We start from the raw sequence: 13,806 nt of genomic DNA, 5'->3' as shown, positions 1-13,806 counted from the left end.
CCCTCAGCGGCGCATCGCCCCCCAAAAAACCGACGCCCTATGATGTGGACCCCCGCCGCTGCCCCGTGGCGGCCCACCTGCCCTGCCATGACCCAGCACCTCACCCCCGCCGACTACCTCAAGAAAATCCTGACTGCCCGCGTGTACGACGTGGCGGTGGAGTCGGCGCTGGAGCCCGCCAAGAACCTCAGCCGCCGCCTGCACAACAAGGTACTCCTGAAGCGCGAAGACCAGCAGCCCGTGTTCAGCTTCAAGCTGCGGGGTGCCTACAACAAGATGGCGCACCTCACGCCCGAGCAGTTGGCACGCGGGGTGATCTGCGCCTCGGCCGGCAACCACGCGCAAGGCGTGGCCATGAGCGCCCACAAGCTGGGCACGCGCGCCGTCATCGTGATGCCCACCACCACGCCGCAGCTCAAGATCGACGCCGTGAAGACTCTGGGCGGCGAGGTCGTGCTGTTTGGCGAGAGCTATTCCGATGCCTACGGCCATTCGGTGAAGCTGGAGAAGGAACAGGGCCTGACCTTCGTGCACCCGTTCGACGACCCGGACGTCATTGCCGGCCAGGGCACCATCGCCATGGAGGTCCTGCGCCAGCTGCAAAGCCTGGGCAGCAACCAGCTCGACGCCGTGTTCGTGGCCATTGGCGGCGGCGGGCTCATCTCAGGCGTGGCCAACTACATCAAGGCCGTGCGGCCCGAGATCAAGGTGATCGGCGTGCAGATGAACGACTCGGACGCCATGATCCAGTCCGTCAAGGCGCACGAGCGCGTGACGCTGGCCGACGTGGGTTTGTTCTCGGACGGCACCGCCGTCAAGCTGGTGGGCGAGGAGACCTTCCGCATCGCCCACAGCGGCCTGGTGGACGAATTCATCACGGTGGACACCGACGCCGTTTGCGCCGCCATCAAGGACATCTTTGTGGATACGCGCAGCATCGTCGAACCCGCAGGGGCTCTCGCCGTGGCGGCCATCAAGCAGTACGTTGCTGAAAAGAAAACCAAGGGCGAAACCTATGCCGCCATCCTGTGCGGCGCCAACATGAACTTCGACCGCCTGCGTTTTGTGGCCGAGCGCGCCGAAGTGGGCGAGGAGCGCGAGGCGCTTCTGGCCGTCACCATCCCCGAAGAACGCGGCAGCTTCCGCCGCTTTTGCGAGGTGGTGGGCGGCCTGCCGGGTGGCCCGCGCAACGTGACCGAGTTCAACTACCGCATCAGCGATGCCGCCCAGGCCCATGTGTTCGTGGGCATCACCACCAATGGCAAGGGCGAGTCGGAGAAAATCGCCAAGAACTTCGGCCGCCACGGCTTCGAGGCACTGGACCTGACGCACGACGAACTGGCCAAGGAGCATCTGCGCCACCTGGTGGGCGGGCATTCGGCGCTCGCGCAGGACGAGCGCCTGATGCGCTTCACCTTCCCCGAGCGGCCCGGCGCGCTGCTCAAGTTTTTGAGCCTGATGCAGCCGACCTGGAACATCAGCCTGTTCCACTACCGCAACCAGGGCGCCGACTATGGCCGCATCCTCGTGGGCATGCAGGTGCCGCCCGAAGACGCCGCCACGTTCGACGCCTTCCTGGCCACGCTGGGCTATCCGTATGTGGAAGAGACGCTGAACCCGGCCTACCGGCTGTTCCTGCGATCCAAGTAACCAGAATATGGGCCAAATTGGCCTCCAGCGCTTATCCATCAAGCGCTGGCAGCTATCAAATCTGACATAGCCCCAGCCAACCCATGCAAGCCCTGCGCCACTATCTGCTGGCCGTGCAGTTTTTCACCCGAATCCCGGTCACTGGTCGGCTGGCAGACTGGGTCGGCTACAGCCCCGCCATGCTGCGGGCCAGCGCGGCGCACTTTCCGGGCATTGGCTGGCTGGCCGCGCTGCTGTCCACGGGCGTCTATGCCGCATTGCACTGGGCCCTGGCGCCCAACCCGCTGGCCCCGGCCGTGGCTTCCGTGTTCTGCACCATCGCCACGGTGCTGATGACCGGCGGCTTTCACGAGGATGGGCTTGCCGATGTGGCCGATGGCCTGGGCGGCAGCGCAGATCGCGAGCGGGCACTCGACATCATGAAGGACTCGCGCATCGGCGCCTTCGGGGCCATGGCGCTGGTGCTGGCGCTGCTGGCCAAGCTCAGCCTGCTGGCGCTGCTGGGGGCCCACAGCCTGCTGGCTGCCGTGGCCGCGCTGGTGGGGGCGCATGTGCTGTCGCGTTTCTGGCCGCTGCTCATCGTGCGCAGCCTGCCGCATGTGGGCGACACCGCCCGGTCCAAAAGCAAACCGCTGGCCGACCAGATTTCGGGCGGCGCGCTGCTGGCGGCATTTTTGTGGTGTTTTATGCCGCTAGCGCTTGTCTATCAAGCGCAATCAGCTATCTATTTTATAGCATCTGTACTCTGCAGCGCCCTTGCCGCCGCCTGGATGGCCCGCTGGTTCGCGCGCAGGCTGCAGGGTTTTACCGGCGACTGCCTGGGTGCCACGCAGCAGGTCAGCGAAATCGGCTTTTACCTGGGCGCGGCGCTGGCCTTGCGCTGGATGTGACCGGCGCCCCCCCCAAAACTCGCCTTTGGCTGGTGCGCCACGCCCAGCCGCTGGTGGCACCCGGCACCTGCTATGGGGCGCTGGACATCCCCGCCGACCCCGCCGCCACGCGCGCTGCCGCAGAACACCTGGCCGCCGCGGTGCCACCCCAGGCGCGGGTGATTCACTCCACGCTACAAAGATGCGAGCAGCTTGCGCAAGAGCTTCAAGCGCTGCGGCCCGATTTGGCATCAAAACCCGACGCCCGCCTGCGCGAAATGGACTTTGGCAGCTGGGAGGGGCAGGCCTGGGAGTCCATTGCCCGCAGCGACATCGACGCCTGGACGGCCGCCTTCGCGAGCTACCGCCCTGGCCTGGGGGAAAACCTGACGGCGGTGCTGGCCCGCGTGGCGGCTGCGCTGCAGGACCACGACCCCGGGGCCACACAGGATGTGGTGTGGATCACCCACGCCGGGGTCATCCGCAGCGTGGCGTGGCTGAAGGCGCACGGCAACGGCGTGCTGCCGCGCTCGGAAGAATGGCCCGTTGCCGCGCCGGGCTGGGGCCAGTGGGAGAGGATCGAACTGGGATAGGAGCCGGAGCCCCCTGCCCCGGCATCAAGCATCAACGCTTGAGCGGCATGTCCAGCGTCAGCGTGGCGGGGCCATCAGCATCGCGCCCCAGCTGCGCCTGGCGCGGACCCAGCGCCTGCAGCACCAGCCCGTCATCCACCGCGGCACCCACGCGGAACGGCTTGGCGGGTTTGCCATCCACCGCGATCAGCGCGGCGCCGCCCCCGCTGTTGCGGCCCGAGAGCACCCCGATCAGAGAGAAGCGGCTGGCCAGTGTTGCCACCGGGGCGGCTGCGACCACCCCCGGGGCAGCGGGCGCAGCCCCCAGCAGCCGGGCCAGAGCCTGCGCATCGGGCGCCACGGGGGGTGGCAGCACCACGGGCGCAGCCGCTCCGGCCGCAGGGGCCGACAGGCGCAGCCCCCAAAAAACCACGCTGGCGCCTGCGGCGGCCCATAGCGCCAGAGTCCCCAGGCGGACGCCCCATTTGCTGTACGTATTGGTCACCATGCGGGGATTATGATTCACGCGATTCGACCATCCGAGAGACCGCCAGCAGTGAACACTTCTTTCCCCCTCCTCTTGCGCTCCGCCCGCCACCGCCTGGCCACGAACGTGGCCCGTGGCTTCACCCTCATCGAGCTGATGGTGGTGCTCGTCATCATCGGCGTGCTGGCCGCCCTCATCGTGCCCAATGTGCTGGAACGCGCCGACGACGCCCGCGTGACCGCTGCCCGCACCGACATCACCAACATCATGCAGGCGCTCAAGCTGTACCGCCTGGACAACCAGCGCTACCCCACGGCCGAGCAAGGCCTGCAATCGCTGATCGTCAAGCCCAGCTCGGGCCCCGTGCCCAACAACTGGAAGCTGTACCTCGAAAAACTGCCCAACGACCCCTGGGGCCGTCCGTACCAGTACCTGAACCCTGGCATCAAGGGCGAGATCGACGTGATGTCGTTCGGCGCCGATGGGCAGTCGGGCGGTGAAGGCAAGGATGCTGATATTGGCAGTTGGCAATGACGACCGGCTCTTCGCGACAGACCCCTGCTCCATGAAGCTGGCGCTCCCTCGGCCAGGGATGTCGTGGAACTGGCTTCGCCAGGCCCTCGGCATCTCCCCCCCGAAGGGAAGCCGCGCGGCGGCTCAGGGGGGCTTCACCCTCCTTGAGTTGCTGGTGGTCATCAGCATCATTGCCCTGGCCACCGCCGGTGTGAGCATCGCCATGCGCGACAGCGGGCAGACGCTGGTCGAGCGCGAGGCAGCCCGGCTGGCGGCGTTGCTGGAATCTGCGCGTGCGCAGTCGCGCGCCGGGGGAATGCCCGTGCGCTGGCGTGCCGATGCCGGAGGGTTCCGGTTCGAGGGCCTGCCGCCCAGCGCACTGGCGGCGATGCCCGGCCAGTGGCTGGATGCGGGCACCACGGTGCGCGCGCCCACGCTGCTGGTGCTGGGGCCAGAGCCCCTCATTGGCCCCCAGCAGGTGCTGATCACCCACCAGGTCTATCCCGAGCGCACGCTGCGCATTGCCACCGACGGGGTGCGCCCCTTCACCGTCGAGACCGTCCAATGAAGTCCACCCTGCCCCCCCAACGCCGTTGCAGGCGGCAGCGCGGCTTCACGCTGGTGGAGGTGCTGGTGGCGCTCAGCATCGTGGCTATTGCACTGATGGCAGGGCTGCAGGCCACCACGGCGCTCACACGCAACGCGCTGCGCCAGTCAGACATCGTGCTGGCCCAGTTGTGCGCCGAGAACGAACTGGTCTATGCGCGCCTGTCGCGCCAGATGCCCAGCGTGGGCGACAGCCAGGTCACCTGCGAACAGGCCGGGCGCCAACTCACCGTGGCCCTGATCGTGCGGCCCACGCCCAACCCGAGCTTTCGCCGGATGGACGCGCAGGTGCTGGATGGCGACAACTCGATCCTGCGCATCTCGACCATCATCGGAAGGTATTGACCAGATGTCCCCCCTGAGTCGCTTCGCGCCTTCCCCCCTTGGGGGGGACGCACCCGGTGGCCTGGCAGAGCCAGTTCCACGGGTGCACTGGCCTCGCGCCGCGCCGGATTTGAAAGGCGCGCGCGGCTTCACGCTGGTGGAGCTGCTGCTGGCCATTGCGGTGATGAGCCTGCTGGCCATCCTGAGCTGGCGGGGGCTGGATGGGATGGTGCGGGCGCAGGAGATCACGCGCCAGCGGGCCGACGAGATGCTGGTGCTGCAGTCTGCCCTGGGCCAGTGGGGCACGGACCTGGATGCACTGCTGCCCATTGCCAACACCACGCCGCTCGACTGGGACGGCCAGGTGCTGCGTTTGACGCGGCGCACCAGCGCAGTGCCCGACGAGGGCGCCCTGGTGGTGGCCTGGACGCGCCGGGGCGGCCAGGGTGTGGGCCAGTGGATGCGCTGGCAGTCGCCCCCGGTGCGCACGCGCGCCGAATGGCAGGAGGCGTGGCAGCTGGCCGCGCAGTGGGCGCGCAGCCCGGGCGACGCCGAGCGGCGCCATGAGATGACGCTGCTGCCGCTGGAGGACTGGCAGATCTTCTACTACCGGGGCGGTGCGTGGTCCAATCCGCTGTCCAGTAGTGGCACCACCCCGGTGGGCACCTCGGCCATCCCCGACGGCGTGCGCCTGCAGATCACCCTGCCGCCCGGTCAGGCCCTGGTGGGGCGGCTCACACGCGATTGGGTGAACCCCGTGCTGGGTGGGGGTCGGACATGATCAGCCCCCCCCTGAGCGGCTGCGCCGCCTCCCCCCAAGGAGACGCAATCGGTGGCCTGGCAAAGCCAGCTCCACGGTGGCACTGGTCTGGGCCGCGCCAGTTTCACAGCGCCCCACGGGGATTCCACATGGGGCCACGCCCGGTCCGCAGGGAACGCGGTGCGGCGCTGCTGCTGGCCATGCTCACGGTCACCCTCGTGGCGACCTTTGCAGCGGCGTCCATGTGGCAGCAATGGCGCGCGGTCGAGGTCGAGACGGCCGAGCGCGGCCGCGTGCAGTCCACCTGGATTCTGGTCGGCGCGCTCGACTGGTCTCGCCTGATCCTGCGCGAAGACGGGCGCTCGGGCGGTGCGGACCACCTGGCCGAGCCCTGGGCCGTGCCGCTGCAGGAGGCACGGCTGTCCACCTTTCTCGCGGCCGACAAGAACGTCAGCCAGGTGGACGACGCCACCACCGACACCACCGAGGCCTTTTTGTCGGGGCAGATCTCGGACATGCAGGGCCGCCTGAATCTGACCAACCTGGTCGACAACGGCAATGTTCAGACCTTGGCACTGCGGCAGTTCACGCGGCTGTTCGAGCGCCTGGGCCTGCCGCTGCAGGAGCTGAGCCTGCTCACCGACGCCCTGCGGCGCGCGCAGGCCACCACCGGCACCGACAGCACGAACGCCCCGCTGCTGCCCCCCACCATGTCGCAACTGGGCTGGCTGGGCCTGGCGCCCACCACCGTGGCCCGCCTGGCGTCCCACGTGACGCTGCTGCCCGTGCGCGCGCCGGTCAACCTCAACACCGCCGACATCGACGTGCTGCTGGCCGCCATCGACGGCCTGGACATGGCCAGCGCCCAAAAGATGCTGCAGGCCCGCGAGGCCCGGCATTTCCGCACGCTCAGCGAGGTGCGCGACCTGCTGGGTGCCAGCATCGACATCAATGAAGGCGCCCATGCCGTGGCCTCTTCGTACTTTGAGGTGCGCGGCCGCCTGCGCCTGGGCGATGCCATGGTGGACGAGCGATCCCTGGTGCGCAAACAGGGCATCGAGGTCACCACACTGTGGCGCGAACGGGGTGCTTTTGACCGCGAAACCGCCCCGGGCGCTCGGGAGGCGCAGCGCTGAAATCTGACACATCTGCAACACATCCGCAGGTTCGGCCCGCACTGTCAAGCCCGCCCCCTAAAATGGCCCGCAAAACCTGTCCATGAGCACCCTCATCCTTTTCCTGCCGCCGGCCCGTCCGGGGCCGGCCACCGAGTACAGCTACACGCTGACGGCGGACGGCCACACTGCCCTTCGCCACGCCACTGCCCCGGCCGCGCTGCTGCCCGAACCCACGCGCCCCGGCGGCGAAGTGGTGGCCGTGGTGCCCGCCCGGGCGCTGTCCTGGCAACGGGTGCAACTGCCGCCCGGCCTGGCACTGGGCGCGGGCCAGCAGACACCGCGCCTGCGGTCGGTGCTGGAGGGTCTGCTTGAAGACCGCCTGCTCGACGACGCATCGCAGCTGCACTTTGCCATCCAGCCGGATGCCAATCCCGGAGAACCCGTGTGGGTGGCGGTGTGCGACCGCACCTGGCTGCGCGACAACCTGCAGGCCCTGGAAGCCGCTGGTCGCCGCGTGTCGCGTGTCGTGCCTGAATTCGCCCCCGGCCCCACCCAAAGTGGCCGCCCCGAGCTGTGCGCCCTGGGCACCCCCGAAGACGCCTGCGTGGTGCTGACTGGGCAGGGCGCCGACCACGGGGTGGCCGTGTTGCCCCTGTCCATTGCCTCCGTGATGCTGGCCCGTGCCGGGCTCCCCCAGGATGCGGCCACGGACGGAGACGATGCGCCCGTGGTGCGCGCCGAGCCTGCGGTCGCGGCCCTGGCAGAGCGCACGCTGGGCCAGCGCGTGGCTCTGCACACGGCCAGCCAGCGGGCGCTGGACTCAGCGCGTGGCGACTGGGATCTGGCCCAGTTCGATCTGGCCAGCACCGGCCGCACCCGGGCGCTGCGCAAGGCGGGCAGCCTGGCCAGCGCACTGCTGAACGCCCCGCAGTGGCGCGCAGCGCGCTGGGGCGCAGCACTGCTGGTGGTGGCGCATCTGGTGGGGCTCAATGCCTGGGCCTGGCAGGAGCGCAAGGCGCTGGCCGCCAAACAGGCGGCCGTGCGGTCGACGCTGACGCAGACCTTCCCCAAAGTGCAAGTCGTGGTGGATGCCCCGGTGCAGATGGAGCGCGAACTGGCCCAGCTGCGGCAGGCGGCCGGCGCCGTTTCGGCCCGCGACCTGGAGCCCCTGCTTGCCGCCGCCGGAGCCTCCCTCCCCAGCGGCCGCCAGCCCACGGGCATCGAATACGCCCCCGGCGAGCTGCGCCTGCGCGGCGTCACGCTGGCCCCCGATGAAGAAACCGTGCTCTCGGCCCGCCTGCAGGCTGCGGGCTACCGGGCCCGGCTGGACGACGGCAGCCTGCTGCTGCGCGCTGAAGGCACACCATGACTGTCATCACCTCTCCCGCCCTGCGCGCCCGCTGGCAGGCCCTGGCCCCCCGTGAGCAGACCCTGGTCCTGGCCGCAGGTGGCCTCGTCGCGTTTGCCCTGCTGTGGTGGCTGGCCGTGGCCCCGGCCCTGTCCACGTTGCGCGCCGCACCCGCGCGCCATGCCGAGCTGGACTCACAGCTGCAGAGCATGCAAGGCCTGCGCGCCGAAGCGCAGCAGCTGCAGTCGGCCCCGCGCAACACGCGCGGCGATTCCGTCGGTGCGCTGCGTACCGCGCTCACACAGCGCCTGGGCAATACGGCCCAGCTCAATGTGGTGGGAGACCGCGCCACCGTCACGCTCAAAGGCGCTCCCGCCGATGCGCTGGCCCAATGGCTGGCCCAGGCACGCAGCAACGCCCGCGCCGCCCCGGTGGAGGCGCGCCTGACGCGCAGCGCTGCCCCTGCAGGCTCCGCGCCCAACGCCCCGGCACCGGTCAAACTGGGCAACGCGGCCACGGCGATGCCACGTTGGGACGGCACCCTGGTGCTGGCCCTGCCGCCTGCCCAGCCCTGAATCAGCCCCCGCACAGACGCTCTCTCCCGTGGCCACCTCCTCACGACACCGAAAACCCGTACCCCGCACTCCCCGCAGCGCATGGGGCTGGGCGCTGGTCGGCGCTGTGGCGGGCATAGTGCCCGCCGTGGTGGCGTTTGCACCCGCGCACTGGCTGGCACAAAGCGTCGCCAGCGCAACGGGCGGACAGGTACAGTTGCTGCAGGCACGCGGTACGGTCTGGACAGGTTCGGCCCAACTGGTGCTGACGGGGGGCTCGGCCAGCCAGGACAGCGCCGCCCTGCCCAGCCGCCTGGACTGGCGCATCCGCCCCGGCTGGGGTGGCTTGCACGCGCAACTGAATGCCAGCTGCTGCACCCCTACACCCCTGCGACTGCAGGCGAGTGCCGGCTGGTCCGGTACGCGCCTGACCATCATCGACGGCGAGAGCCTGTGGCCGGCCTCCGTGCTGACCGGGCTGGGCACGCCCTGGAACACGCTGCAGCCCCAGGGCCAGCTGGCGCTGCAGACCCGTGGCTTCACCATGCGCTGGAGTGCCGGACGCATGTCCCTGGCAGGCCAGGTGCAGCTGGATGCACGGGCCATGTCGTCCCGCCTGTCCACCCTGCGCCCCATGGGCAGCTACCGCCTTGCGGTGCAGGGCGGCGAGGCGCCCACGCTCACGCTGAGCACGCTGGACGGGCACCTGCAGCTCAACGGCACCGGCCAGTGGGTGGGCAACCGGCTGCGCTTTGCGGGCGAGGCCAGCGCCACCCCCGAGCGCGAAGCCGCCCTGTCGAATCTTCTGAACATCATTGGACGGCGCAACGGCGCGCGCTCCATCATCACCATGGGTTGAACCTATGAACTCCTTGTTGTCACCACGTCTGGGTTTTGCTCTTAAAGCAATAGCAGCTAGCGCACTACTGGCGTGCGCGAGCGGCCAAATTATTGCCCAAACCGCCATTGATACCGGCACCGGCAGCGTGCGCGCCGGCGAGCCCGTCACCCTGAACTTCGCCAACGCCGAGATCGAAGCCGTGGCCCGCACCATGGCCACCATCACGGGCCGCAACGTGGTGGTCGACCCGCGCGTGAAGGGCCAGCTCAACCTGGTCACCGAACGCGCCGTGTCGCCCGCCGCCGCCTTCCAGCAGTTCCTGGCCGCGCTGCGGCTGCAGGGCTTTACGGTGGTGGAGGCTGCAGGCCTGTACAAGGTGGTGCCCGAGGCCGACGCCAAGCTGCAAGGCGGCAGCGTGAGCGTGGTGCAGGGCAGCTCTGGCAGCGCGCCCGGTGGCGGTCAGATCGTCACCCAGATCTTCAAGCTCAACTTTGAAAACGCCGCCAATCTGGTGCCCGTGCTGCGCCCGCTGATCAGCCCCAACAACACCATCAACGTGAACCCCGGCAACAACTCGCTGGTGATCACCGATTACGCGGACAACTTGCAGCGCCTGGCGCGCATCGTGGCGGCCATGGATGTCTCCAACGCCAGCGATGTGGAAGTGATCCCGCTGCGCAACGCCGTCGCCACCGACCTTGCACCCCTGGTGGCGCGCCTGATCGACGGGGGCAGCGGTGCCGCGCCGGTCGCCGCACAGGGGCAGGCGGACACCTCGTTCAAGACCACGCTGATTGCCGAGCCGCGCAGCAACGCGCTGATCCTGCGCGCCGCCAACCCGGCCCGTGTGGCCCAGGTGCGCGCGCTGGTGGCACAGCTGGACCAGGCGCCTGCGCCCGGCAGCAGTGCGTCCACCGGCAACATCCATGTGGTGTACCTGAAGAACGCCGACGCCACCAAGCTGGCCACCACGCTGCGTGCCGCCATGGCAGCCATGGGCGGCACCGGCAACACGGGCGGTGGCAGCGCGGGCGCAAGCGCCGCACCGGCCGCGCCCAGTGGAGGCCTGGGCGGTGGCGGCACCAGCGGCAACATGCTGTCCACAGGCAGCGGTCTATCAGGTGGCAGCAGTGGGGGACTGGGCTCGGGAAGCAGTGGCATGGGCACCAGCAGCACCAACAACAACCAGCCGTCCACGGGCGGCCAGATCCAGGCCGACCCCACCACCAACTCGCTCATCATCACGGCGCCTGAGCCCCTGTACCGCCAGCTGCGTGCAGTGATCGACAAACTCGACGGACGCCGCGCACAGGTGCTGGTGGAAAGCCTGATCGTGGAAGTCTCGGCCAACAAGCTCGCCGAGTTCGGCATCCAGTGGCAAGGCATCCTGGGCAAACAAGGCGATGGCACCGTGGGCGTGATCGGCACCAATTCCGGACAGGCGGGCGCCAACATCCTGGGCATCACTGCGGCACTGGCGACAGGAAATGCATCCAGCATCGCCACGGCGGCGGGCACGCTGGGTCAGGGCATGAACCTGGCGCTGGCGCCACGCATCAACGGCCAGTACTACCTGGGCGCACTGGCCAACTTTTTGCAGAACAGCGGCGATGCCAACGTGCTCTCCACTCCCAACCTGATGACGCTGGACAACGAGGAAGCGCGCATCATCATCGGCAACAACGTGCCCTTCGTCACCGGCTCGTACGCCAACACCACGGGCAGCAGCACCGTGAGCCCGTTCCAGACCGTGGAACGCAAGGACGTGGGCCTGATGCTCAAGGTGCGTCCGCAAATCAGCGAAAACGGCACGGTGAAGATGGCGATCTACCAGGAGGTGTCCAAGATCGACACCGCCACCCTCAGCAATGCCAACGGCCCTAGCACCAGCAAGCGCTCCATCGAGTCGAACGTGGTGGTGGACGACGGCAGCATCATCGTGATCGGCGGCCTGCTGGAAGACAGCTACCAACAAGGCCAGGACAAGGTGCCGGTGATGGGCGACCTGCCGGTGGTGGGCAACCTGTTCCGCAGCGAAACCCGCTCGCGCAACAAGACCAATCTCATGGTCTTCCTGCGCCCCATTGTGGTGCGTGACAACGCCACCAGCGACGCACTGATGATGGACCGCTACGAAGCGATCCGCGCGCTGCAGCAGGCCACGCAGCCCGCCGCCAGCACCGTCATGAAGTCGGTCTCTGGCGCCCCCATCCTTCCCTCGCTGCCCGAGCGGGCGCCTTCGGTCGCCAGCCCCATGCCTGTGCAGCCCGCCGCGCCGGTGCCCGTTCCCATGCAGCAGCTCACCCCTGTAGCGCCGCCCCCACCCACACCGGGTACCGCTCCCCAAAGCAGCGCGCCTGTGGAGCAGTCCAGCCCCACGGCCCAGGCGCAGGTCCCCGCGCCGCTGTACTACGTGAACGTGGGCGTGTTCGGCAAGGACGCGGAATCGCGCAGCGCCATGACCAAGCTGCGCAGCACGGCACTGCCCCTGTCCATCCAGGCGGTAGACACCAACCGGGGCACGCTCACCCGCGTGCGTGTGGGCCCCTACAACACCGAAGATGCGGCCAACGCCGCTGCCGCCACCGTGCGCAGTCTGGCACTCAACGCCACGGTCTCGCCCAAGGCGCTCTGACGGACCCACGCCCATGCGCCACCCCCTGCCCTACGCCTTTGCCCGCACCGCCCAGCTGCTGCTGGAGGACGACGGCCACCAGCTGGTGCTGTGGCATGGCCCCCACCCCGACGCCGGTGCGCTGTCCGAAGTGCTGCGCAAACACCCGGTGCAGCAGTTGCTGCCGCTGGACGCCCCGGCCCTGGCCCAGCGCATCAGCGCCGTGTATTCGCACAGCGAATCAAGCGCCGCCACCGTGGTGAGCGAGGTCGAGAGCGACGCGGACCTCTCGCGCATGATGCAGGAGCTGCCCGCCGTGGAAGACCTGCTGGAATCGGCTGGCGACGCACCCATCATCCGCATGCTCAACGCCCTGCTCACGCAGGCCGCGCGCGACGGCGCGAGCGACATCCACATCGAGCCCTACGAGCGCCATTCCAGCGTGCGTTTTCGCGTGGACGGCACCCTGCGCGAGGTGGTGCAACCCAACCGCGCACTGCACGCCGCGCTGATCTCGCGCCTGAAGATCATGGCCGACCTGGACATCTCTGAGAAACGCCTGCCGCAGGACGGCCGCATCAGCCTGCGCCTGGGCACCCGCGCCATCGACGTACGCGTTTCCACCCTGCCCAGCGCCCATGGCGAACGCGCGGTGCTGCGCCTCTTGGACAAGAGCGAAAGCAAACTTAGCCTGGAAGCCGTGGGCATGCAGGGTGAGACGCTGCGCCGCTTCGAGGGGCTGATCAGCCAGCCGCACGGCATCATCCTGGTGACAGGGCCCACCGGCTCGGGCAAGACGACCACGCTGTATGCGGCGCTGGGTCGGCTCGATGCCACACGCAACAACATCATGACGGTGGAAGATCCCATCGAGTACGAGCTGCCCGGGGTGGGGCAAACGCAGGTCAACAGCAAGATCGAGCTGACCTTTGCCAAGGCCCTGCGCGCCATCCTGCGCCAGGACCCGGACATCATCATGATCGGCGAAATCCGCGACTTCGAAACCGCACAGATCGCCATCCAGGCCTCACTCACGGGCCACCTGGTGCTGGCCACGCTGCACACCAACGACGCAGCCAGCGCCGTCACGCGGCTGACCGACATGGGGGTGGAGCCGTTCCTGTTGTCGTCGTCCCTGCTCGGCGTGCTGGCCCAGCGGCTGGTGCGCAAATACTGCAGCCATTGCCACGGCAGCGGGTGCGAGCACTGCGGCCAGACGGGCTACACGGGCCGCACCGGTGTGTTCGAGTTGCTGGTGACCACCGACGCGATCCGCGCGCAAATCCACAACCAGGCGTCCGAAGCCGACATCCGCACCGCCGCGCTGGCCGACGGCATGGCGCTGATGCGCGAGGATGGGGAACGGCTGATTGCAGCAGGCATCACCAGCCGCGAGGAAGTGCTGCGGGTGACGCGGGACTAGCCAGCCGCAGAGGCCAGTTTGATATTATTTTAATAGCAACTAGCGCTTAATAGATAAGCGCTAGGGATCCTCTGCACGAATCGAGCGGCAAGTGTGCGCTGCGGATCGTGATGGGCTGCAAGGCGCA

At 68.7% G+C, this 13,806-nt stretch carries 14 protein-coding genes; 13 read left to right on the top strand and 1 reads right to left on the bottom strand.

What is annotated here, in order from left to right; all coding sequences use genetic code 11:
• Positions 1–87: 87 nt before the first annotated feature.
• The 3 genes from ilvA to C8C94_RS22785 all read left to right on the top strand — a co-directional run bounded on the left by ilvA (position 88) and on the right by C8C94_RS22785 (position 3,112).
• The gene (gene ilvA / locus C8C94_RS22795) at positions 88–1,650 is read left to right on the top strand and encodes a threonine ammonia-lyase, biosynthetic (protein WP_121422329.1); all 1,563 of its coding nucleotides are present in this window, start codon (positions 88–90) and stop codon (positions 1,648–1,650) included.
• Between the two features lie 83 nt (positions 1,651–1,733).
• Positions 1,734–2,540, top strand: coding sequence for an adenosylcobinamide-GDP ribazoletransferase (cobS, locus tag C8C94_RS22790; RefSeq protein ID WP_121422328.1), 807 nt, complete (start codon positions 1,734–1,736; stop codon positions 2,538–2,540).
• Positions 2,531–3,112, top strand: coding sequence for a histidine phosphatase family protein (locus C8C94_RS22785; protein WP_370449770.1), 582 nt, complete (start codon positions 2,531–2,533; stop codon positions 3,110–3,112). The genes cobS and C8C94_RS22785 overlap by 10 nt, the downstream gene beginning before the upstream one ends.
• Before the next feature lie 31 nt (positions 3,113–3,143).
• On the opposite strand, the gene C8C94_RS22780 is transcribed toward C8C94_RS22785, so the two are convergent.
• The gene (locus C8C94_RS22780; RefSeq protein WP_121422326.1) at positions 3,144–3,599 is read right to left on the bottom strand and encodes a type II secretion system protein N; all 456 of its coding nucleotides are present in this window, start codon (positions 3,597–3,599) and stop codon (positions 3,144–3,146) included.
• A gap of 72 nt (positions 3,600–3,671) precedes the next feature.
• Here C8C94_RS22780 and gspG point away from each other — a divergent pair, with 72 nt between their 5' ends.
• The 10 genes from gspG (at position 3,672) to C8C94_RS22730 (ending at position 13,679) form a co-directional block, all read left to right on the top strand.
• Entirely contained in the window at positions 3,672–4,112 is a 441-nt protein-coding gene (gene gspG, locus C8C94_RS22775; RefSeq protein ID WP_121422325.1) for a type II secretion system major pseudopilin GspG, read from the top strand.
• Between the two features lie 31 nt (positions 4,113–4,143).
• Positions 4,144–4,659 carry a prepilin-type N-terminal cleavage/methylation domain-containing protein gene (locus C8C94_RS22770; protein ID WP_233573550.1) on the top strand — a complete coding sequence of 172 codons (516 nt, stop codon included), beginning with the start codon at positions 4,144–4,146 and terminating at the stop codon, positions 4,657–4,659.
• Complete coding sequence (gspI, locus tag C8C94_RS22765) at positions 4,656–5,042, top strand: type II secretion system minor pseudopilin GspI (protein ID WP_055398542.1); 387 nt, start codon at positions 4,656–4,658, stop codon at positions 5,040–5,042. The genes C8C94_RS22770 and gspI overlap by 4 nt, the downstream gene beginning before the upstream one ends.
• Before the next feature lie 82 nt (positions 5,043–5,124).
• Positions 5,125–5,802, top strand: a complete 678-nt coding sequence (locus C8C94_RS22760; protein ID WP_233573549.1) for a type II secretion system protein J — start codon at positions 5,125–5,127, stop codon at positions 5,800–5,802.
• A gap of 128 nt (positions 5,803–5,930) precedes the next feature.
• A complete protein-coding gene (gene gspK, locus C8C94_RS22755; protein ID WP_121422323.1) occupies positions 5,931–6,917 on the top strand; it encodes a type II secretion system minor pseudopilin GspK in 987 nt (328 codons plus the stop codon).
• 82 nt (positions 6,918–6,999) lie between these two features.
• Positions 7,000–8,268, top strand: coding sequence for a type II secretion system protein GspL (gspL, locus tag C8C94_RS22750; protein ID WP_121422322.1), 1,269 nt, complete (start codon positions 7,000–7,002; stop codon positions 8,266–8,268).
• Positions 8,265–8,822: a type II secretion system protein GspM gene (gene gspM, locus C8C94_RS22745; RefSeq protein ID WP_121422321.1), complete on the top strand. Its 558-nt coding sequence runs from the start codon at positions 8,265–8,267 to the stop codon at positions 8,820–8,822. The genes gspL and gspM overlap by 4 nt, the downstream gene beginning before the upstream one ends.
• Positions 8,823–8,850: 28 nt before the next feature.
• On the top strand, positions 8,851–9,660 hold the full coding sequence (gene gspN / locus C8C94_RS22740; RefSeq protein WP_121422320.1) for a type II secretion system protein N: 810 nt from the start codon (positions 8,851–8,853) through the stop codon (positions 9,658–9,660).
• A gap of 4 nt (positions 9,661–9,664) precedes the next feature.
• Entirely contained in the window at positions 9,665–12,277 is a 2,613-nt protein-coding gene (gspD, locus tag C8C94_RS22735) for a type II secretion system secretin GspD (RefSeq protein ID WP_158603840.1), read from the top strand.
• A 13-nt stretch (positions 12,278–12,290) separates the two neighbouring features.
• On the top strand, positions 12,291–13,679 hold the full coding sequence (locus C8C94_RS22730; RefSeq protein ID WP_121422318.1) for a GspE/PulE family protein: 1,389 nt from the start codon (positions 12,291–12,293) through the stop codon (positions 13,677–13,679).
• Positions 13,680–13,806 lie beyond the last annotated feature (127 nt).

This window comes from Acidovorax sp. 94, assembly GCF_003634645.1.
In the GTDB taxonomy this organism is placed as follows: Bacteria; Pseudomonadota; Gammaproteobacteria; order Burkholderiales; family Burkholderiaceae_C; genus Acidovorax; species Acidovorax facilis.
The sequence above is the reverse complement of the archived record's forward strand: the minus strand, read 5'-3'. Positions and strand labels throughout refer to the sequence as shown.

Excerpts from the sequence above, each read along its gene's own strand:
- cobS (WP_121422328.1), top strand. The coding sequence starts at position 1,734 with ATGCAAGCCCTGCGCCACTATCTGCTGGCCGTGCAGTTTTTCACCCGA.
- C8C94_RS22730 (WP_121422318.1), top strand. The coding sequence starts at position 12,291 with ATGCGCCACCCCCTGCCCTACGCCTTTGCCCGCACCGCCCAGCTGCTG.
- gspK (WP_121422323.1), top strand. The coding sequence starts at position 5,931 with ATGGGGCCACGCCCGGTCCGCAGGGAACGCGGTGCGGCGCTGCTGCTG.
- C8C94_RS22780 (WP_121422326.1), bottom strand. The coding sequence starts at position 3,599 with ATGGTGACCAATACGTACAGCAAATGGGGCGTCCGCCTGGGGACTCTG.
- gspL (WP_121422322.1), top strand. The coding sequence starts at position 7,000 with ATGAGCACCCTCATCCTTTTCCTGCCGCCGGCCCGTCCGGGGCCGGCC.
- C8C94_RS22770 (WP_233573550.1), top strand. The coding sequence starts at position 4,144 with ATGAAGCTGGCGCTCCCTCGGCCAGGGATGTCGTGGAACTGGCTTCGC.
- ilvA (WP_121422329.1), top strand. The coding sequence starts at position 88 with ATGACCCAGCACCTCACCCCCGCCGACTACCTCAAGAAAATCCTGACT.
- gspM (WP_121422321.1), top strand. The coding sequence starts at position 8,265 with ATGACTGTCATCACCTCTCCCGCCCTGCGCGCCCGCTGGCAGGCCCTG.
- gspI (WP_055398542.1), top strand. The coding sequence starts at position 4,656 with ATGAAGTCCACCCTGCCCCCCCAACGCCGTTGCAGGCGGCAGCGCGGC.
- gspD (WP_158603840.1), top strand. The coding sequence starts at position 9,665 with ATGAACTCCTTGTTGTCACCACGTCTGGGTTTTGCTCTTAAAGCAATA.